The organism is Nonomuraea sp. NPDC049129 (assembly GCF_040648495.1).
Classification (GTDB): Bacteria; Actinomycetota; Actinomycetes; order Streptosporangiales; family Streptosporangiaceae; genus Nonomuraea.
Window position 1 is genome coordinate 123326 of the sequence record NZ_JBEZDU010000001.1, and the last position, 18344, is coordinate 141669.

Annotated in this window: 22 protein-coding genes; 7 read left to right on the plus strand and 15 right to left on the minus strand. The window is 70.0% G+C overall.

The features are described 5' to 3' along the window. Window positions 1-75: 75 nt before the first annotated feature. Window positions 76-330 (plus strand): hypothetical protein, encoded by a 255-nt coding sequence (locus AB0B64_RS00550; RefSeq protein WP_357952422.1) that lies wholly within the window; start codon window positions 76-78, stop codon window positions 328-330. A gap of 22 nt (window positions 331-352) precedes the next feature. Further along, window positions 353-1192 (plus strand): hypothetical protein, encoded by an 840-nt coding sequence (locus AB0B64_RS00555; protein WP_358173440.1) that lies wholly within the window; start codon window positions 353-355, stop codon window positions 1190-1192. Window positions 1193-1243: 51 nt separating this feature from the next. Here the strand turns inward: AB0B64_RS00555 and AB0B64_RS00560 are convergent, their stop codons facing one another. From AB0B64_RS00560 to AB0B64_RS00580, 5 genes are all read right to left on the minus strand, one after another. Next, window positions 1244-1543, minus strand: coding sequence for a hypothetical protein (locus AB0B64_RS00560; RefSeq protein ID WP_357952420.1), 300 nt, complete (start codon window positions 1541-1543; stop codon window positions 1244-1246). Between the two features lie 9 nt (window positions 1544-1552). Further along, window positions 1553-2548 carry a pectinesterase family protein gene (locus AB0B64_RS00565; protein ID WP_357952419.1) on the minus strand — a complete coding sequence of 332 codons (996 nt, stop codon included), beginning with the start codon at window positions 2546-2548 and terminating at the stop codon, window positions 1553-1555. A gap of 166 nt (window positions 2549-2714) precedes the next feature. Further along, window positions 2715-4466, minus strand: coding sequence for a biotin carboxylase N-terminal domain-containing protein (locus tag AB0B64_RS00570; RefSeq protein ID WP_358174771.1), 1752 nt, complete (start codon window positions 4464-4466; stop codon window positions 2715-2717). Window positions 4467-4468: 2 nt separating this feature from the next. Then, the gene (locus tag AB0B64_RS00575) at window positions 4469-4729 is read right to left on the minus strand and encodes an acyl-CoA carboxylase subunit epsilon (RefSeq protein WP_357952418.1); all 261 of its coding nucleotides are present in this window, start codon (window positions 4727-4729) and stop codon (window positions 4469-4471) included. After that, window positions 4726-6264 (minus strand): acyl-CoA carboxylase subunit beta, encoded by a 1539-nt coding sequence (locus tag AB0B64_RS00580; RefSeq protein WP_358173443.1) that lies wholly within the window; start codon window positions 6262-6264, stop codon window positions 4726-4728. Before AB0B64_RS00580 ends, AB0B64_RS00575 begins: the two co-directional genes overlap by 4 nt. Window positions 6265-6352: 88 nt before the next feature. Between AB0B64_RS00580 and AB0B64_RS00585 the strand changes: the two genes are divergently transcribed. Then, a complete protein-coding gene (locus tag AB0B64_RS00585; RefSeq protein ID WP_358173446.1) occupies window positions 6353-7027 on the plus strand; it encodes a TetR family transcriptional regulator in 675 nt (224 codons plus the stop codon). A gap of 6 nt (window positions 7028-7033) precedes the next feature. Here AB0B64_RS00585 and AB0B64_RS00590 read toward each other — a convergent pair whose 3' ends face one another. From AB0B64_RS00590 to AB0B64_RS00610, 5 genes are all read right to left on the minus strand, one after another. Next, on the minus strand, window positions 7034-8098 hold the full coding sequence (locus AB0B64_RS00590; RefSeq protein WP_358173449.1) for a TIGR03617 family F420-dependent LLM class oxidoreductase: 1065 nt from the start codon (window positions 8096-8098) through the stop codon (window positions 7034-7036). A gap of 9 nt (window positions 8099-8107) precedes the next feature. Continuing rightward, a complete protein-coding gene (locus AB0B64_RS00595; protein ID WP_358173452.1) occupies window positions 8108-9682 on the minus strand; it encodes an AMP-binding protein in 1575 nt (524 codons plus the stop codon). A 49-nt stretch (window positions 9683-9731) separates the two neighbouring features. Continuing rightward, entirely contained in the window at window positions 9732-10649 is a 918-nt protein-coding gene (locus tag AB0B64_RS00600) for an SDR family NAD(P)-dependent oxidoreductase (protein ID WP_358173455.1), read from the minus strand. 30 nt (window positions 10650-10679) lie between these two features. After that, window positions 10680-10814, minus strand: a complete 135-nt coding sequence (locus tag AB0B64_RS00605) for a hypothetical protein (RefSeq protein WP_357952411.1) — start codon at window positions 10812-10814, stop codon at window positions 10680-10682. Between the two features lie 191 nt (window positions 10815-11005). Continuing rightward, entirely contained in the window at window positions 11006-11626 is a 621-nt protein-coding gene (locus tag AB0B64_RS00610; protein ID WP_357952410.1) for a TetR/AcrR family transcriptional regulator, read from the minus strand. Between the two features lie 224 nt (window positions 11627-11850). Here AB0B64_RS00610 and AB0B64_RS00615 point away from each other — a divergent pair, with 224 nt between their 5' ends. Continuing rightward, window positions 11851-12147 carry a DUF3817 domain-containing protein gene (locus tag AB0B64_RS00615; protein ID WP_357952409.1) on the plus strand — a complete coding sequence of 99 codons (297 nt, stop codon included), beginning with the start codon at window positions 11851-11853 and terminating at the stop codon, window positions 12145-12147. 85 nt (window positions 12148-12232) lie between these two features. On the opposite strand, the gene AB0B64_RS00620 is transcribed toward AB0B64_RS00615, so the two are convergent. Together AB0B64_RS00620 and AB0B64_RS00625 are read right to left on the minus strand one after the other, a co-directional pair. Next, entirely contained in the window at window positions 12233-13732 is a 1500-nt protein-coding gene (locus AB0B64_RS00620) for a serine/threonine-protein kinase (RefSeq protein ID WP_358173458.1), read from the minus strand. Between the two features lie 151 nt (window positions 13733-13883). Beyond that, complete coding sequence (locus tag AB0B64_RS00625; RefSeq protein ID WP_357952407.1) at window positions 13884-14261, minus strand: PPOX class F420-dependent oxidoreductase; 378 nt, start codon at window positions 14259-14261, stop codon at window positions 13884-13886. A 101-nt stretch (window positions 14262-14362) separates the two neighbouring features. Between AB0B64_RS00625 and AB0B64_RS00630 the strand changes: the two genes are divergently transcribed. Then, a complete protein-coding gene (locus AB0B64_RS00630; RefSeq protein ID WP_358173461.1) occupies window positions 14363-14815 on the plus strand; it encodes a helix-turn-helix domain-containing protein in 453 nt (150 codons plus the stop codon). Between the two features lie 26 nt (window positions 14816-14841). Here AB0B64_RS00630 and AB0B64_RS00635 read toward each other — a convergent pair whose 3' ends face one another. After that, window positions 14842-15114 carry an NAD(P)-dependent oxidoreductase gene (locus AB0B64_RS00635; protein WP_358173464.1) on the minus strand — a complete coding sequence of 91 codons (273 nt, stop codon included), beginning with the start codon at window positions 15112-15114 and terminating at the stop codon, window positions 14842-14844. Window positions 15115-15122: 8 nt separating this feature from the next. On the opposite strand from AB0B64_RS00635, the gene AB0B64_RS00640 reads away from it, so the two are divergent. Further along, complete coding sequence (locus AB0B64_RS00640; protein ID WP_357952403.1) at window positions 15123-15743, plus strand: DUF3459 domain-containing protein; 621 nt, start codon at window positions 15123-15125, stop codon at window positions 15741-15743. On the opposite strand, the gene AB0B64_RS00645 is transcribed toward AB0B64_RS00640, so the two are convergent. Together AB0B64_RS00645 and AB0B64_RS00650 are read right to left on the minus strand one after the other, a co-directional pair. Next, window positions 15676-16233, minus strand: coding sequence for a hypothetical protein (locus tag AB0B64_RS00645; RefSeq protein ID WP_358173467.1), 558 nt, complete (start codon window positions 16231-16233; stop codon window positions 15676-15678). The genes AB0B64_RS00640 and AB0B64_RS00645 overlap by 68 nt on opposite strands. A 147-nt stretch (window positions 16234-16380) precedes the next feature. Continuing rightward, the gene (locus AB0B64_RS00650) at window positions 16381-16818 is read right to left on the minus strand and encodes a MarR family winged helix-turn-helix transcriptional regulator (protein WP_357952401.1); all 438 of its coding nucleotides are present in this window, start codon (window positions 16816-16818) and stop codon (window positions 16381-16383) included. 225 nt (window positions 16819-17043) lie between these two features. Between AB0B64_RS00650 and AB0B64_RS00655 the strand changes: the two genes are divergently transcribed. Further along, window positions 17044-18111, plus strand: coding sequence for a glycerophosphodiester phosphodiesterase family protein (locus AB0B64_RS00655; RefSeq protein WP_358173470.1), 1068 nt, complete (start codon window positions 17044-17046; stop codon window positions 18109-18111). Window positions 18112-18344 lie beyond the last annotated feature (233 nt).

Below are 18344 nucleotides of genomic sequence, written 5' to 3' on the forward strand. Positions count from 1 at the left end.
GGGCGGCGGCCGACGACGCGACCTACCCGATCACGCTCGACATCGACTTCGGCCGCGGCCACCACCTTCGACGAGGTGGACCTCGACGAGTACACCGACTCAGGCACCAACCCGCGCGTCCAGACCTTCGAAGTGCGGCGATGGGACGCCGGGACCGGTGCCTGGGTGACGTTCGCGAGCCGGGCCAACGGCATCGGATACGACCTGGCCGTGACCGGTTTCGGCAGCGTCACGGCCTCCCGGCTCCGGGTGGCGCTCATCGGGAAGGTGCCGACGGAGGTGTACACCCCGACGCTGACCGAGATCGCCGTTCACCGGGCTGGCGAGTAGGTCTGATCGCTAATGTACCGAGATGAGTGAAGCGTTCCCCAGGCATGTGCTGTGCGTACTCGGCTCCGGGCTGGCCCTTTCCGAGATGGAACGGATCGCGTCCGGCTTCGGCGGGTTTGTCCTCGACCGTGAGTACTCCGAGGCCGAACCCGACTCCCGGATGCCGGAGGCGTTCGAGGCCAGCATGGCGGCGGCCTCGTTCGACGAGGCGGACTGGGCCGCGGTCGAGTCGCACGACACGGTCGGCTACCTGCTGTCCATGCCGATGATGCGGGAGTTGGCGTTCGACACGTCCCGGCGGCTGCTGGCGGTGACGGCCGCGCTGCTGCGGTCCGGCGCCACGGCGGTGAAGAACGAGAGCAGCGGGATCACGCACGGCCGGGACCGGTGGCTCGCACTGGCGGGCCAAGCGGCCGACATCCGGGAGGAGAGCCTGGCCGATCGAGCGGCCATCGCCACGCCCGAGGGCCTGGCCGACATCACGGACGAGGGCCTGGCCGACGTCACGGATGAAGGCCTGGCCGGCGCGCTCGTCGCCGCCTGGGTGAAGCGGCCGATCTACGACGGCCAGGTGCTCTACAGCTGCGGCATGCACCTGCTCGGCGCGCCCGAGGTGGAGATCGAGGTCGGTGCGGTGCCGCCGGCGAAGGACGAGCTGCCTGAGCTGGTCGCGCACCTGGACACGCTGGCGATCTACCTGCTGACCGATCCGCGCGCGGCGGAGATCGAGGACGGCGCCGGGTTCCGGATGGCCGAGGACGCGCCCCGCCGGCTGCTGCGCACCGGCACCTGCGACCGTTACGACGAGGACGATCTGTTCTTCAACCCGTACGGATACGTCCGGCTGACCCATGCGCGCTGACGGGCCGCCCGCGTCACAGGTGATGGACGCGCGCGGCCCGCGACGAAAGCGTCAGGTGCCGATGTTCGCCTGGGGTCCCGCGTAGGTCCTGAGCAGGGACGGGACATCGGCGGCCGGGTCGAGGGTGTAGGAGTAGAAGGACCCGGGGTTGAAGGCCGAGCCGGTGGTGGTGCTCAGCCCGTTTCCGCTGGTGGCGGCGAAACCGTCGGCGGTGCTCGGCCAGGTACGGGCGGCGCTCACTGGGTCGAAGGCCCCTCCGTCGGCGGCAGGGGAGGTCGCTTGAGCGGGCGCGGCGGCCACCCCGAGCGCGGCCAGGACGGTCAGCATGGTGAGTGTTGCACGGAAGTTCATGATCGTCCTTCAGGAGATGGGGTTCCAGCCGTCGGAGCCGGCCAGGTACTTCTGGGGCGTGTAGTTCGCGGCCTGGGCGTCGCTGTACTGCGGCCGGTTGGCGTTCGAGCCGGCGCCCGAGCCGGTGTTCCGGTACTCGAAGAAGCGGGCGTTCTTCCATGAGTTGCCGGACATGTCGGTCCACGGCTGGGCGGTTTTGATCACCGAGCTGAGCGTGGACTCCCGGTAGAGCACCTGGGCATTGGGCCGCCAGGGACGGCCCAGCGTGGTGGTCCCGGCCGAGGACCCTCCGGAGATCCGCGACTTGTAGAACAGGAAGCCGTAGGTCTTGGCCGCGTCGGTGCTCGCGGCCGTGATCGGGCCGCCGGTGCTGCGTTTCTCGTAGACGTCGCAGTTGTCGAAGACGATGGTGCCGCCGCCGAAGACGAAGTCGACGGTGCCCTCGACGTAGGAACCGGCGACGTAGGCGCGGGCCGCGTTGTTGACCAGGAAGGTGTCCTGGTCGCCGAGCAGGCGTACGTTGCGCAGGACCGCGCGGTCGGCGTTCAGGTTGAGCGCGACCGCCTGGTGGCCGGTGACGTTCGGGTTCTCGTCGAAGTCGTTGGAGATCGTCAGGTTGGTGGCGATGAAGTCGTGGCCGTCGACGAACGCGGTGGCGCTGTTGAATGTCCCGTACTGGCCCGCATAGTGATTGTTAACGATCACAGTCTGGGCCGCCGAAGAACCGAGTCCTTGGAGCGTGATGTACGGCTTGTTCGAGGGGACCCGGACGATCTCGCGATACGACCCGGCCGCGATGGTGATCGTCACCCGGCCGGCGTTGCCCGCGGGCACGGCGTCGATGGCGGCCTGCACGGTCCGGTAGGTGCCGGAGCCGTCCGCCGCCACGGTGGGCTTGGCCAGGGAATCGAAGGTGTCGGTGTCGGCCGCCGCCTGCGGTACGGCTCCGCACACCATCGCCGTGGCCGCCAGCAAGGCGGCGCCTGCATGCTTGCGTACGAACATGTCGCGTTCCCCTTCCTCTCGTCGTCGCCGAGGAAGAGGCACCTTGACCGGGAAGTCAACTCAACAAGGGCAGGCGAGTCGAAATCCCAAGGTCACGCGTGAAGCTTTCAGGCGGGGAGCGGTAGTGGCGCGGACGCCTCGGCGATCAGCTGCCGGGTCGACGGGGTCACGACGGGTCCTTGATCTCGCAGATCACCGCGCCTGCCGCGACCGTGGCGCCTACCTGGGCGGACATCCCCACCACGGTGCCTGCCTTGTGGGCGGTGAGCGGCTGCTCCATCTTCATGGCCTCCAGGACCACGATGGTGTCGCCCTCGCGCACGGTGTCGCCGTCGGCGGCCACCAGCTTGACGATGGTGCCCTGCATCGGGCTGACCAGGGCGTCTCCGCTGGGCGCGGACCGCACGGCACTCGCGCCTCGGCGCCGGGGGGCGGCGCCCCTGGGCGGGCCGGCGCTCCGCGAACCGCCGAGCCCGGCGGGCAGGACGACTTCCAGGCGCTTGCCCGCCACCTCGACGGTGATCCGGTCCCGCTCCACCGGTTCCGCCGTGGCGGCCGGTCCGGCGTAGGGGGTGAGGTGGTTGTCGAACTCGGTCTCGATCCAGCGGGTGTGGACGGTGAACGGCTCGGCGGTGAACGCCGGATCGTCCACGACCGCCCGGTGGAAGGGCAGCGCGGTGGGCATGCCGTCGACCTCGAACTCGGCCAGCGCCCGGCGGGCGCGCTGGAGCGCCTGCTCGCGGGTGGCGCCGGTGACGATCAGCTTGGCGACCAGGGAGTCGAAGGAGCCGGGCACGGTCTCGCCCTGCTCGTAGCCGCCGTCGAGACGGACGCCGGGGCCGGAGGGGGCGTGCCAGCGGGTGATCGTGCCGGGGGCGGGCAGGAAGCCGCGGCCGGGGTCCTCGGCGTTGATCCGGAACTCGATCGAGTGGCCGCGAGCCGGCGGATCGTCGTAGCCCAGCGGCTCGCCGTCGGCGACGCGGAACATCTCGCGTACGAGGTCGATGCCGGTGACCTCCTCGCTGACCGGGTGCTCGACCTGCAGGCGGGTGTTGACCTCCAGGAAGGAGATCGTGCCGTCCTGGCCGACGAGGAACTCGCAGGTCCCGGCGCCGACGTAGCCGGCCTCGCGCAGGATGGCCTTGGAGCTGTCGCGCAGCAGGGCCTCCTGCTCCGCGGTGAGGAACGGCGCGGGCGCCTCTTCGACCAGTTTCTGGTGGCGGCGCTGGAGCGAGCAGTCGCGGGTGCTGACCACGACCACGCCGCCGTGGGCGTCGGCCAGGCACTGGGTCTCGACGTGGCGGGGCCGGTCGAGGTAGCGCTCGACGAAGCACTCACCCCGCCCGAAGGCCGCCACCGCCTCGCGGACCGCACTGTCGTACAGGTCGGGGATCTCCTCCAGGGTGCGGGCGACCTTGAGGCCGCGCCCGCCACCGCCGAACGCCGCCTTGATGGCGATCGGCAGGCCATGCTCCCGCGCGAACGCCAGCACCTCGTCCGCCCCGGACACCGGGTCGGCCGTTCCGGCCACCAGCGGCGCCCCTACCTTCTGGGCGATGTGCCGGGCCTCCACCTTGTCGCCGAGGGCGGTGATCGCCGCCGGGGGCGGGCCGATCCAGACCAGCCCGGCGTCGATGACCGCCTGGGCGAAGGCGGCGTTCTCCGCCAGAAAGCCATAACCGGGATGTACGGCATCGGCGCCCGACCGCGCCGCCACCTCGATGATCTTGTCGATCGACAGGTACGTCTCCCCCGGCGTGGCGCCGTCCAGCGCGTACGCCTCGTCGGCCATGCGGGCGTGCAGCGCGTCGCGGTCGGGATCGGCGTAGACGGCCACGCAGCCGATGCCGGCGTCCCGGCAGGCGCGGACGATGCGGACGGCGATCTCGCCGCGGTTGGCGATCAGCACTTTGCGCAGGCTCACAGGTGTCCTCCCAGGTTCCAGCTCGACTCCCGCCAGCCGCGCGGGCCTGGCACGAGGGGACGGCGCAGCACGCGCCGTGGGCGGGTGACCGCCGGTCGCGGAGCGTCGGCCGCCGGCCGCACCAGGCGCAGGGCCACGACCAGGGCGGCGAGCTCCTCCGGCGTCGGAGCGCCCTTCACCACGCGCAACTCGACTTCGGGCGCCCGCTCGACGTCCTCGATCCCGGCTGCCCGCTCGACGTCCTCGATGTTGCTCACAGCGGTATGTTCCCGTGCTTCTTGGGCGGCAGGGCGTCGCGCTTGCCGCGCAGCAGCCGCAGCGCCCTGGTGACCTCGCGGCGGGTCTCGCTCGGCCGGATGACGGCGTCCACGTAGCCGCGTTCGGCCGCCAGGTATGGAGTCGCGAGGGTGTCCTCGTACTCGTGGACCAGCTCGGCGCGCAGCGCGTCGGGGTCGTCGGCGGCGGCCAGGCGTTTGCGGTGCAGGATGTTGACCGCGCCCTGGGCGCCCATGACCGCGATCTGGGCGGTGGACCAGGCCAGGTTGACGTCGGCGCCCAGGTGCTTGGAGCCCATCACGTCGTACGCGCCGCCGTAGGCCTTGCGGGTGATGACGGTGACGAGCGGGACGGTGGCCTCGCCGTAGGCGTACAGGAGTTTGGCGCCGCGCCGGATGATGCCGTTCCACTCCTGGTCGGTGCCGGGCAGGAAGCCGGGCACGTCCACCAGCGTGAGCACCGGGACGCTGAAGGCATCGCAGGTGCGTACGAACCGGGCGGCCTTCTCGGAGGCGTCGATGTCGAGCGTCCCGGCCAGCCGCATCGGCTGGTTGGCCACCACGCCGACCGGCCGCCCCTCGATCCGGCCGAAGCCGACCACGATGTTGGGCGCGAACAGCCCCTGCACCTCCAGGAACTCGCCGTCGTCCAGCAGCGCGCCGATCACCTCGTGCATGTCGTACGGCTGGTTCGGCGAGTCAGGGACCAGCGCGTCCAGCGCCAGGTCGTCGGCCGAAGGCTCCAGGTCCGCCTCGAACACCGGGTGCGGCGGCTCGTCAAGGTTGTTGTCCGGCAGGTACGACAGCAACGCCCGGACATAGTCCAGCGCGTCGTCCTCGTCGTGCGCCAGATAGTGCGCCACGCCGCTGCGGCTGTTGTGCACCCGTCCGCCGCCGAGTTCCTCGAACGTGACGTCCTCGCCGGTCACGGTCTTGATCACGTCCGGGCCCGTGACGAACATGTGCGAGGACTCGTCCACCATGACCGTGAAGTCGGTGAGCGCCGGCGAGTACACGTGACCGCCCGCGCAGGCGCCCATGATGAGGGAGATCTGCGGGATCACGCCGGAGGCGCGGATGTTGCGGCGGAAGATCTCGCCGTACAGCCCGAGCGAGACCACACCCTCCTGGATGCGTGCCCCGGCGCCCTCGTTGATGCCGACGATCGGGCACCCGTTGCGCATCGCCAGGTCCATGACCTTGCAGATCTTCTGCCCGTACACCTCACCCAGACTGCCGCCCGCGACCGTGAAGTCCTGCGAGAACACGCACACCTGGCGGCCGTCCACCGTCCCGTACCCGGTCACCACGCCGTCGCCGTAACCGAGCGAACCCTTCATGAGGGCGTCCAGTTCGACGAACGAGCCGTCGTCCAGCAGTCGCTCGATCCGCTCGCGGGCGGTCAGCCTGCCCTTGGCGTGCTGCTTGGTCGCTGCCCGCGCCTCGGCGACGTGGACGGCCTCGTCGAGCCGCTCCTTCAGGCGGGCGAGGCTGCCCGCGGTGTCAGGTGGTCTCATCCATCACCGTCCATGGGACTGAGTTTCATAAGTACGGTACTGAGTTTCGTACGTTTTGGACACCCCTGAATCCGGAAGAATGGCCCCTGTGCCGAACCCGAGCATCAGCCACCGCCTGGCCGAAGCCGCCGTCGCCCTGTTCGACGAGAACGGCTACGACGCCACGACCGTGGACGACATCGCCGCCCGGGCGGGCGTGAGCCGCAGCACGTTCTTCCGCCATTACCACTCCAAGGAAGACGCGATCTTCCCCGACCACGACGCGCTGCTGGCCAAGATCGACACCCGCCTGCGCGCCTCCGCCGCCGACACCGCGATCGTGGCCATCACCGACGCCGTACGCCTGGTGCTCGCCCACTACGTCGACGACGCCGAGGTGTCGCTGCGCCGCTACCGCCTGGTCCGGGAGGTGCCCGCGCTGCGCGACCGGGAGATCGCCAGCGTGGCCCGCTACCAGCGGCTGTTCCGGGAGTTCGTCGGCGAATGGCTCGGCGACTCGCCCGACGCCGGACTGCGGGCCGAGCTCATGGCCGCCTCCGTCGTGGCGGCGCACAACCAGGTCCTGCGCGGCTGGCTGCGGGCAGGCGGCGCCTACGATCCCTTCGGGCTCCTGGACCACGCTCTCGGCTACGTCATCGCCACGTTCCGCCACCTGGAGCAGCCCCAGGAGAAGGGCGAGCAGGTGGTGGTGGCCACCTTCAGCCGCTCGGCCTCGCCACGGGCCGTCATGGACGCCATCCAAGCCCACCTCGAGACCCGCTGAGGCGACCTATCGCTCACCTGCGGGCAGGGCCGGCTCTTCTGCGGGCAGGTCGGAGTCGTGGAGCGTGGCCACGGCCGCGCGAATCTCCGCCTCCGGTGTGCCCGCCGGTGGATGAAGGTGCACCTGGTCGACCAGCCCGCCGAACCGGCGGCGCAGCTCCGCCGCCACCTCGGGCAGGGTGCCGCTCGTACAGAACGTGTCGAGCACCTCATCATCGACGAGGTCGGCCATCCGGTCCCAGCGGTCGGCCTCCGGACGGACCGACAGCGCGTGGAGGCGCTCGTGCAACTCCTCCCAGCCGTGAAGGGCGAGAACCCCTCGGTAGGCAGGGGTGGAGCCGTAGAAGGCGACCCGCCCGCGCAGCATCCGCCGCTGCTCGTCGACGGAGCCTTCCGGTGCGTACACGTGCGCGAAGCCGGGACAGTGGACGCTCACCTCTGACCGGTCACGGCCGCCCCGCTCCAGGCCCTCCTCCAGAGCCGGCAGGGTGACCTCGCGGAAATACCGTTCGGTGCTGAAGCCGTGCGGTATCAGCCCGTCCGCCACCTCACCGGCCAGCCGCGTCATGGCCGGGCCGACCGCGGCGAGGTGGATCGGCGGATTGTCGTGACCGTGCGGCGCCGGGCGGAAGGTCGCCGTCATGAGCGTGTGCCGGTAGTACTCCCCCACGTGCCGCACCTCCTCGCCCTTGTTCCAGTCGTTCCAGATCGCGCGCAGGGCGGTGATGTACTCCCGCATCCGGGTCACCGGTTTGCCCCACTCCATGCTGAAGCGGCGGGTGATGTGGGGCTTGGTCTGGGTGCCGAGGCCGAGGACGAAGCGCCCGCCGGAGAGCGCCTGAAGATCGTTGGTGACGTACGCCATTGCCATCGGCGTGCGCGCGAAGGCGACCGCGATGCCCGTCGCGAGCCGTACCCGGCTGGTCGCCTGGGCGGCCAGCGCCAGTGGCAGAAAGGGATCGTGATCGACCTCGGTGGTGGTGACGACGTCGAAGCCGGTCTCCTCGGCCCATCCGGCGAACCGCGCTACCTCTGACGACGGCGGGCCGCCGACGTGCACACCTACCTTCACCTGTACTCCTTACGTTGCTAGGTTGTTGATGTAGGCATCGCGGAGCTTGCGGCGTTGCAGCTTGCCCGTCTCGGTCCGCGGGAAGTCGGCGCGGAACTCGTACCGGCGCGGGATCTTGAAGGAGGCCAGGAGCTCGGCGCAGTGCGCGCGGAGTTCGGCGGCCAGCTCGTCACCGGGCACCGCGCCGGCGGCCGGTTGAACGACCGCGAGCACGCTCTGACCCCAGTCCGGGTCCGGCACGCCGATGACCGCGACGTCGGCGACGGCGGGATGCGTGATCAGGGCCTGCTCGATCTCGGCCGGATAGATGTTCACGCCGCCGGAGATGATCAGGTCCGTCCTCCGGTCCAGCAGGAACAGGTAACCGTCCTCGTCGAAGTAGCCGTAGTCGCCGGCGGTGGCCAGGTCGCCCCGCCGCGCGGCCGCGGTCTTGTCCGAGTCGTTGTTGTACTCGAAGGCCGGCCGCCGCCCCGGCGTGCCGAAGTAGATCGTGCCCGCCTCCCCGACAGGCACCTCCTTGCCGTCCTCGTCGAGGATCTTCACGTCCGTGTTCGGCACCGGCCGTCCCACGGTGCCGGGCTTGCGCAGCCACTCCTGGGGACTCACCAGGGAGACGCTGCCCTCGGTGGATCCCAGGTACTCCCACACCCGCGGGCCCAGCCACTCCATCATCTGCTGCTTGATCGGCACCGGGCACGGCGCCCCCGCGTGGATGACCGCCTCCAGGCTGGACAGGTCGTACGCGGACCGCACCTCCTCAGGCAGGCGCAGCAGGCGGTGGAAGTGCGTGGGAACCATGTGCACGCTGGTCACGCGGTATCGCTCCACCGCCCGCAGCACACCCTCGGCATCGAACCTGTCCTGGATCACCACCGTGTGGCCGAGGTGCAGGAAGCCGGAGGCGTGGCCGCCGGGCGCGGCGTGGTAGATCGGCGAGCACACCAGGTGCGCCCCCTCGGCCACGGTGACCTCGTAGCGGGAGACAAAGGCCGTGTACGACGCGAGCGCCGCCTCCGGAAGGATGTCCGGCAGCGCGAACCGTACGCCCTTGGGGCTGCCCGTGGTGCCCGAGGTATAGCCCATGACGGACCCGAGCCGGCGCTGCGGCGGCGCGTCGGACGGCTCGCCCGCACCCAGCTCCGGGTAGGGCCGCCAGCCGTCCACCGCGCCGCCGACCACGAACCGGTGCTCCGGCAGCGACTCCGGCGGCAGCGTCGCCGCCTGCTCGGCGTCCATGACCACGACCTTGGCCCCGGAGTCGTGGATGATGTACCGCATCTCGGCCGGGGCCAGCCGCCAGTTCACCGGGACCAGGAACATCCCGACCTGCCCCAGGGCCAGCGACAGCTCCAGATACTCGTGACCGTTGTGCACCGCCACCGCCACGGCGTCACCCGCCGTGAGGCCGTGCGACCGCAGGGCGCGCGAGACGCGGTTGACCCGCGCCAGCAGTTCGCCGGAGGTGAGAGCCGATCCGTCCGGATCGATGATGGCCACCCGGCCGGGGTCGGCGGCGGCGATCTCGTAGAAGCCGATGGGCGCCGTGGGCGATGGGGTGGTACTCGATTGAGTATCAGGGGACATAGCGCTTCCCTCTCCTGTCGGCATGAAGGGGCCTAAGGTGATGCTCGGCTCACTTGGGGATTTGTGCCATGAAGAGCGATGGCGGAAGGCCGTCGGCCTTGGGGCGGAACGACGTCGCGACCTTGGCCGCGAGGTCCTGGAGGTCCCACGGGCCGTCCGAGGCGATGGTCTCGATGACCTCGGGGGTGTTCCACAACCTGACCTCGTAGCCGGCGGCGCCGAGCGTACGCCCCGAAAGCCAGTCCGACTCGGTGGAGGCGAGGTAGGTGACGATCGGCCCGATGTTGTCCGGCGACATGACCTCCGCGAGGCCGGAATCGTCGCCGAGCTTCTTGTCGTCCGGGACGGTGGCGGTCAGGCGGGTGGCGGCGCCGGGGGCGATGGCGTTCGCGGTCACGCCGTACCGGGCCAGGCCGTTGGCGAGTGAGGCGGTCAGGCCGATGATGCCCATCTTCGCGGCGGCATAGTTGGGCTGGCCCGGGGAGCCCTGGAGCGCCGAGTCCGAGGTGAAGTTGATGACGCGGTAGTGGCCGTCCGGGTTGCGCTGCCCGCGCCAGTACGCGGCCGCGGGCTTGATCGTGCTGTAGTGGCCGCGCAGGTGTACCCGGATGACCGCGTCCCAGTCCTCCTCGGGCAGATTGAAGATCATCTTGTCGCGGAGGATGCCGGCGACGTTGACGACGATGTCGAGCCCGCCGTAGTTCTCCACGGCCAGGTCGACCAGGCGCCGGCCGGTCGCGGTCTCGGCGATGTCGCCGGTGTCGGCGACGGCCTGGCCGCCGCAGTCGTTGATCTCCTTGGCGATGTCCTGTACGGGACCGGCGTCGCCGCCCGTGCCGTCCGGGCCGGCGCCGAGGTCGTTGAGCACGAGCTTCGCGCCCTGGGCGGCGAACATCCGGCCGATGGAGGCGCCGATGCCGCGGCCCGCGCCGGTGATGATGGCGATCCTGCCGTCGAGAGCTCCCATGGAATGCCCTTCCTGTGTGCGCAGCGGTCGTTAGGACTGTTCAGTGGGGATCGGTTCCGTCAGGTAGGCGGGCATCGAGAGGGTGAGCATCATGGAGACGACCATGCCGCCGAAGGCCAGCACCGCGACGATCCGGCCGGGGCTGCTCGCGTTCGTGAGAGTCACGGGCTGGGGGCCATGTGTGTGCTCCTTCCGGGAGGCCGCGTCAGGGCCGTATCCGTGAGCCGATCAAGCCGTTGGCGCGCTGATCCGCACGCTAATACAGACGAACTTGGTCTGTAAATAGCCGCTCAACAAGTGACCAATCACGGACAGGCCAGACACCCCAGGACGGTCAGACGCTCTGGGATGGCCGGTCAGACGTCTTGGACTGCTGACCGGTAGCCGACGGCCGACAGCACGAAGTCGACGGTCTCCTCGGCGAACTTCTCCTTGCGCTTGATCAGCGCGGGCATCTGGCTGGCCGGTGTCGACAGAACGTGGTTGGTCAGAATGCCCGCGACCGCGTCCAGCACCCGAGCCGGGGACGTCCCCGCCGGAAGTTCGCCCCGGTCGATGCCGCTCACCACGATGGCGCGGCCCTCCTTGATGCGCTCTCGCTGGAGCCGCTCCAGCGCATGACCGAACAGCTCCGGATAGACCTTGGCCTCGATCTGCGCCCGCAGGATGACCAGGCCCCGTCGATCGAAGTAGCCGTTGAGGATGTTCACCGCCATGACGACCAGGTCCTCCCGCAACAGCCCCGACCGCTTCGGGGCATTCGGGCCAGGGTCGGGGTGCATGGCCGTCAACGCGTCGACGATCAGCTTCTCCTTGCTGCCCCACCTGCTGTAGAGGGCCGCCTTCCCCACTCGCGCCCGCCGCGCCACCACGTCCAGGCTGAACCCCGCCCAGCCCACCTCGCCGTACAGGTCGAGCGCCGCGGCATGGACCCGCGCTTCGAGGTCCGGGTCCGGCGGGCGACCTCGTCCACTCATGGACTCAGTGTGCCAGACGATCATGCACCCCAGAACGACCCCCCGACGGCCGCACGCTCCCCGACCACGGCCCGCACCACACACGGCGCCATCCGCGCCCGACCCGCACCACACACGGCGGCCCGCCGGAACGCGCCGGCCGAGAGCGCGCACAGGCGCACCCCACTCCCGCCATCCTCTACAGCCTGTAGAGTATCCGCGATATTCGGGCGAAAGGGTGGAAAATGCTGGGTTGGTTCCGGGTCGTGGCGGTGGCCGAGGCATGCTCGTGGGCAGGGCTGCTGGTCGGGATGTTCTTCAAGTACGTGACCGCGACCGGCGAACTCGGTGTGAAGGTGTTCGGGCCGATCCACGGAGCGCTGTTCGTGCTGTACGTGATCGGAGTCCTGCTCTCGGCGCGCGAGGCGGGCTGGAGCCGGGGCGCGGTGGTGCTGGGCCTGGCGTGCGCGGTCCCGCCGTTCTGCTCCCTGTGGTTCGAACGGCGGATGGCGGCGCGCGCGACGGCCGACCAGCCCGCCTGAGGGAAGCCACCGGGGATGCCGTTCGCGCCGACAGCAGACACGTTCGGCGCGAACGTGCGCCGCGCCGAACGCCGGCCGGGCCGGGCTACAACGCCTGGACCAGGGCCACGATCACCGAGGTCAGCGCGATCGGCCCCATCACGGCCACCGTCACCACGGTCGCGCTGCGGCCGGGCAGGAAGCGGGCGAGGATGTCCGAGGCGGCCCACCGCACCGTCCCCGAGCCGGGCAGCACGAACAGCCCCAGCGTGAACGCGCCGGCGGCCAAGGACTCCGCGTGTCCCACGCTCAACCGGCCGGCCATGTGCAGGAAAGTCGCGGCGGCGATGCCGAACGCCAGCGACAGGAGCATGTGACCCCCCGCCACGAGCGCCTCCCTGGAAAACGTCCGCTCGTTCTCGCCCAAGAAGTATTCGGCCACGCGCAGCGCAAGCGTGAGCGCCGCCGCCAGCAGCCCCATGGCGACCGGCATGACGACGGTCAACGCCATCAGCGTCACGACCGCGAGCACCCCGACGAACCCGCTACCGGCCAAGAACCGCTGGAGGTCGAAGGGCTCCTTGGGAGCCGGGGCCGGGCGGCGCTCCTCCGGCTGATCGGTGTGGACGGTCGGCGCCGGGGCGGGTACGTACGGCGGCTGCTCCTGGCGCCTCGCGGCGTAGTCGACCGGCGGGAGCAGGTCGGAGACGGCGTCCATGGTGAGCGTGCTGTCTCCGCGCCCCTTGGCCTCACCCAGGCGGGCCGCCGGCGGACGATCTCGGTGCCATTCGGCCTGAGCCGGGCGGCCCGCCGGATCGAGCGCCCTGGCCATCCGCAGCAGCTCCCGCGCGCTGGGCCGGGCCGCCGGATCGACCTGCAGCGCCCGGCCGAGCCAGTCCCGCAGCCACACCGGCGCCTTGTCGAGCTGCACCCGCCCTTCCATGGTGTTGAAGCAGACCGCCTCGAACGCCCCCGTCCCGAACGGCGGCAGCCCTGTGGCGGCGAAGAACACCGTCGAGGCGAGCGCGTGCACATCGGCCGCCTGGGTGATCTGCGAGTCGCGGATGATCTCCGGCGCCAGATAGCCCGGCGTCCCCACGAACATGCCCGTCAGCGTGAGCCGGGTCGCGTTCACCAGATGCGCGATGCCGAAGTCGATGACCAGCGGCTCGCCGCCGACCAGCATGACGTTGGACGGTTTGAGGTCCCGATGGATCACACCGGCCGCGTGCACGTCCACCAGCGCCTGGCACAGCCCCTGGGCGAGCCTGATGACCTCGCGCGCCTCCATCGGGCCCTGGGACAGCACGGTGTCCTCCAGCGTGCGGCCCGCGGCGAAACGGGTCACCACATACGGCCGGCCGCCCGTCAGCTCGGCGTCGATCACCTCGGCGACGTACGGGCTGCGCACCCGCCGCATGGTCTCCACCTCGCGGACCAGCCGGTCACGGGCCTTGAGGTCGGCGGCCACGTGCTGGTGCAGCACTTTGATCGCGACTTTGCGGCCCGCGCCGTCGAGACCGAGGTGGACGACCCCCATGCCGCCCTCGCCGATCTTCTCGATCATCCGATAAGGGCCGAGCTGCTCCTGAGCTTGAGTGCCCATTCCCGACGTCATCCTCCGTGATCCCCCCGGCACGCCGCGCATCCATACGCCCTGGCTTGGACATTCTGCCTCAGCGATTTCCCCGAGATGCACAGTAAGCGAAGATCGATGCGCCTCTGCCCCAAGCGACTTCTCCGCGCGACAGAGCGCCTCAGCCCATGGTCTGCCGATCGGGTTCGATGAGCGCGACGACTCGCTCCACATCGCGCGCGTAGGGGCCGCCGATGTACTTCGTCGAGATCCGGTCGACGATCTCCCAGGCGGCGTCGCCCTCGATCCACTCGACGACCCTGCCGCGGACGATGACCGGCTGGAACGGGTTGTCGGGCGGCGTCAGGGAGAGCGCGACCCGGGGATCGCGCCGCAGGTTGCGGGCCTTCTGGGAGTCCGGGCCTGTCATGATCGCGACTTGCTCGCCGTACGTGCCGACCCAGACCGGAACGGAGTGAGGGGCACCGTCAGGGAGAACGGTGGCGAGGTGGGCGAGCGAGGTGCCGTCGAGCACGTGGCGTACGTCGGGCTTGAGCATGGTGACCATCTCCTAGCGGCGGCCTTTGGGTTCCTTGAAGAGACTCCATGACCGTAACACTCGAAGTTCCCTAAGGGAACCCCAATTGCTAGACTCCGCTCATGCAACGCACGAACTTCAGGGAGATGGCCTGCTCCATCGCACGCACCCTCGACGTGATCGGGGAGCCGTGGTCGCCGTTGATCCTGCGTGACGTGTGGGCCGGGGTGAGCAGGTTCGACCAGATCCAGGCCGACCTCGGGATCTCCCGCAAGGTGCTGACCGAGCGGCTCAACCACCTCGTCGCCCAGGGCGTGCTGGAGCGCCACGCCTACGACATGCGGCCGCGCTATGAGTATCACCTGACGGCGAAGGGCAGCGAGCTCGTCGACCTGCTCATGGTCATGGCCGGCTGGGGGGACAGGTGGCTCGCGGGTGAGGCCGGCCCGCCGGTGCTCTACCGCCATCACGCGTGCGGTGAGATCAGCAGCGTCGACCTGCGCTGCGCCCACTGCGGCGAGCCGATGCACGCGGGCGACGTCGACCTGCTGCCCGGCCCCGGCGCGGCCGGGTGACCGACTTCTTCCAGGAACCCGGCAGGTCAGTAGAACTCGACCGTGTCGACGACGTTCACGAGCGGATGCCCGTCGAGCAGCCGCGTGGCATTGTCGGCGAACAGCTCGACGACGGCCGCCTCCTCGTCCACGGCGAGGGCCGCGGTATGCGGGCTGATCAGGACGTACGGCATGGTCCAGAGCGGGCTCTCGGCGGGCAGCGGCTCGACCTCGAACACATCGAGGGCGGCGAAGCCGATCCGTCCGTCCGCCAGCGCCGCGATGAGCGCCGATTCGTCGACCACGGTGCCTCGGCCCACATTCACAAATGTGGCGCCTCACCCTCAAGGGAACGCCGACGCTCTATTACGGCGACGAACTCGGCCTCCCCGACTCCCCCGTCGACAGCGAGCACGCCCGCGACTGCGCCGAACTACGCGCGCCCGGTCTCGGCCTCGGCCGTGACCCGCAGCGGATGCCCATGCCGTGGCAAGAAAAGCCGGCGCACGCCGGATTCGGTCCCGATGACGTCGAGACTTGGCTGCCCATACCTTCGTGGGCGGGAGAGTTCAGCGTCGAGAGCCAGGAATTCGACCCCGGCTCGGTCCTCTCCCTCGTCAAAGAACTCCTGTCGCTCCGGAAAGAGCTGGCCGTACTGCGCGAAGGCAGTATCACCGTGTTGTCCGCCCACCCGGACCATCTCGTCTATCGCCGGGGTGACGGCGAAGACGCGGTTCTCGTAGCGGTGAATCTTTCCGACCGTGACCAGAGAATCGCGTTTCCTGGATTCACGAGCACGCTTTGGTCCTCGCACGCGACCGTCCACGAGCGAGACCAGCCGACCGACGCGGTCACCCTCGCGCCTTTCGAGGCTCGGCTCCTTACCGGGTCTCAGGGGAATGGTTTCGCATCCGCCGTACAACGAGCAGTCCACCGACGCCCGGAATGACGGCGCGCCAGCGGACGCCCGACGGGAGGGCGGCCGGGGCCAGCAGAGCGGTCACGACGATCACGAGGTAGGCCGTGCCGTGGAGCGGGCCGACCAGCGTCGCGACCGCCGGCGTGTGCGTGGTGAGCAGGTTGCCCAGCAGGACCACCAGGGAGACCAGCTCCACGGCCGCGGCGAGCCGCAACGTACGCAGGAGGGTCATGGAGACGGAGATCCAGATCTCGCCGATCCGGCCCTGGACCATGGCCGCGGCGATCCCGACCACCGGCACGACGATGCCGAACAGGCCGTAGCCCCGGGTGACCCGGTGCAGCGCAAGGGCCACGGCCCGATTCCGCTCGGTCTCGGTCGAGACCCGCGTCGGCGCGTCACCGACCGCCGAATCCACGGCAACGGGTGCGTAGCGGGGAAACAGGCTGGCCGCGATGGCCGATCCGCCGACGAACACAATGCCGGCGAGTACGTGTATCGACAGCAACAGACCTTCCATGGACGCTCCCTCATAGCCTTCAGGTAGCCTGAAGGCTAGCAACGAAAGCTTCAGGCAGACTGAAGGTTGTTTGGGCGGCCTGTGCTACAAAGCCGCGCGAACAGTCAGGTCAGTGGCGCTTGAAGGAGTTAGCGGGCCCCGAAGCAGTTAGCGAGCCTCGAAGGCGGCGCGGACGGCGTCGGCGATCTGCCGCTGGATCGGGTCGGACTCGGGACCGAACAGGTGGTCATCGACTCCGGCCACCGCCTCTTTGGCCGCCTCGAGGAGGCGCGCACCGTCAGGCGTGAGCTCGATCGTCGAGGCGGAGCCGGCGCGGGCGACACTGTCACTCACGAGCCCAGCGGCGGCGAGCGCCTTCACCGCGCTGTGGGCGCTCTGCACCGTGGTCCCCGACATCCGCGCCAGATCGCTGAACGACACCCCGGGCACACCGGCGATGTGACCCAGCAGCCCGAGCTTGCTGACCGTGAGGTCGAGCGCGGCCAGAGCGGCGTTGAGCTCGGCCTCGATCCGGCGCGCCAGAGTCAGCAGCACGACGGAGACACTGGTCACGGGCGGACCGGGACGGCCGTTCTCGGTGGTCATCCCTCCAGTTTCCCGCACCCTGGAAGGCCGCACCGACACAGTAGGGCTCGCGCCGGCTGACGATCGTGTCCACGCTGAGCCGGCGGGAGTCGTCGGCCAAGCTTCGTCGGGCGTTCCCCCTGCCGTCACAGATGATCGGCAGCCTGGTGCGCGGCAGGAGAGGCGCCCGTCTCGGACGGGACGGACGTCCTCTCGCGTTCGACCGCAGGAACAGGACGACTGACGATGATCGGATTGCGTGCCGCCGCGGCGGCCGTCGCTCTCACCCTGGCCGCCGCGGCCTATCCCGGACCGGCCGCCGCCGATCCCGGGCTCGACCGGCACGGCCGCCGTACGTTCGACCTCCAAGCCCACCGGGGCGGGCTGGGCCTGGTGGTGGAGAGCACGCTCGCGTCCTTCGCCAACGGGCTGCAGGTCGGCGTGAGCACGCTCGAACTGGACATCCAAATCACCGAGGACGGCAAGGCAGTCGTCACGCACGACCGGCGAGTGGACGCCCGCAAGTGCCAGGACACCGGCCCGGTCACTCCCGGCGATCCGGAGTACCCGTACGTCGGCAAGTACCTGAACACGCTCACTTTCGCCCAGGTGCAGACCCTGGACTGCGGGTCCCGGACGCTACCGGATTTCCCCGGGCAACGGCCGTCGCCGGGTGCTCGCATGCCGCTGCTGAGCCAGGTGTTCGACCTGGTCAAGCGTTACCGTGCGAACGACGTGAAGCTGAACGTGGAGACCAAGGTGGAGGCCGGCGCGCCGAGCGAGACCGCGCCCCGCGAGCGGTTCGTACGGGTGGCGGTCGAGGAGATCCGGCGCGCCCACATGCTGCGGCAGGTGACGATCCAGAGCTTCGACTGGGGTTCGCTCATGCTGATGCGCCGGGTCGAGCCACGCCTTCCCCTGGTGGCGTTGACGAACATCGACTTCCTGCAGACCGGCAAGCCCGGCGCCTCCCCGTGGCTGGGCGGGATCGACATCGACGACTTCGGCGGCGACCCGCTCAGGGCCGTCAAGTCGTTCGGCGCCGGCGCGTTCTCGCCCGTGCACGGCAGCCCGCAGAACGGCAAGGTGACCGATCCCGGCTACCAGGCCTACGTCACCCGGGCGATGGTCGACCAGGCGCACCGCCTCGGCCTCAAGGTGATCCCATGGACGATCGACGACGAGGCCACCATCAACAAGCTCATCGACGACGGGGTCGACGGCATCATCACCGACTACCCCGACCGCCTGCGCACCGTGCTGGAGACGCGCGGCTTCACACTGCCGAGGCAATACGCCGAGCCACGCGCCTGACCGTGCTCATCGCGGACCGGGGTCCCGCTGCGCCGCTCTCGCGAAAATCGACCATCGAAAGGCTCATTACCCGGTCTGGGCGCTGAGCTCGGCGGCGGCTACGGCGGCGTCCTTCGCGCCGGAAGAAGTACCACTCCCGGCCGCCGTCGCCACCGCCGCAGTCGAACCAGTAGTGGTCGCCGGCCCGCCAGTAACAGCCGCTTGTACGGTGGCTCAGGGACGCGCTGACGGCG

What these genes read in the sequence shown, in the direction of transcription:
- AB0B64_RS00610 (WP_357952410.1), bottom strand. Translation starts at nt 11,626, where the DNA reads ATGAGTGGACGAGGTCGCCCGCCGGACCCGGACCTCGAAGCGCGGGTC.
- AB0B64_RS00620 (WP_358173458.1), bottom strand. Translation starts at nt 13,732, where the DNA reads ATGGGCACTCAAGCTCAGGAGCAGCTCGGCCCTTATCGGATGATCGAG.
- AB0B64_RS00560 (WP_357952420.1), bottom strand. Translation starts at nt 1,543, where the DNA reads ATGAACTTCCGTGCAACACTCACCATGCTGACCGTCCTGGCCGCGCTC.
- AB0B64_RS00655 (WP_358173470.1), top strand. Translation starts at nt 17,044, where the DNA reads ATGATCGGATTGCGTGCCGCCGCGGCGGCCGTCGCTCTCACCCTGGCC.
- AB0B64_RS00630 (WP_358173461.1), top strand. Translation starts at nt 14,363, where the DNA reads ATGCAACGCACGAACTTCAGGGAGATGGCCTGCTCCATCGCACGCACC.
- AB0B64_RS00650 (WP_357952401.1), bottom strand. Translation starts at nt 16,818, where the DNA reads ATGACCACCGAGAACGGCCGTCCCGGTCCGCCCGTGACCAGTGTCTCC.
- AB0B64_RS00615 (WP_357952409.1), top strand. Translation starts at nt 11,851, where the DNA reads ATGCTGGGTTGGTTCCGGGTCGTGGCGGTGGCCGAGGCATGCTCGTGG.
- AB0B64_RS00595 (WP_358173452.1), bottom strand. Translation starts at nt 9,682, where the DNA reads ATGTCCCCTGATACTCAATCGAGTACCACCCCATCGCCCACGGCGCCC.
- AB0B64_RS00625 (WP_357952407.1), bottom strand. Translation starts at nt 14,261, where the DNA reads ATGCTCAAGCCCGACGTACGCCACGTGCTCGACGGCACCTCGCTCGCC.
- AB0B64_RS00555 (WP_358173440.1), top strand. Translation starts at nt 353, where the DNA reads ATGAGTGAAGCGTTCCCCAGGCATGTGCTGTGCGTACTCGGCTCCGGG.
- AB0B64_RS00640 (WP_357952403.1), top strand. Translation starts at nt 15,123, where the DNA reads ATGTGGCGCCTCACCCTCAAGGGAACGCCGACGCTCTATTACGGCGAC.
- AB0B64_RS00565 (WP_357952419.1), bottom strand. Translation starts at nt 2,548, where the DNA reads ATGTTCGTACGCAAGCATGCAGGCGCCGCCTTGCTGGCGGCCACGGCG.
- AB0B64_RS00600 (WP_358173455.1), bottom strand. Translation starts at nt 10,649, where the DNA reads ATGGGAGCTCTCGACGGCAGGATCGCCATCATCACCGGCGCGGGCCGC.
- AB0B64_RS00580 (WP_358173443.1), bottom strand. Translation starts at nt 6,264, where the DNA reads ATGAGACCACCTGACACCGCGGGCAGCCTCGCCCGCCTGAAGGAGCGG.
- AB0B64_RS00645 (WP_358173467.1), bottom strand. Translation starts at nt 16,233, where the DNA reads ATGGAAGGTCTGTTGCTGTCGATACACGTACTCGCCGGCATTGTGTTC.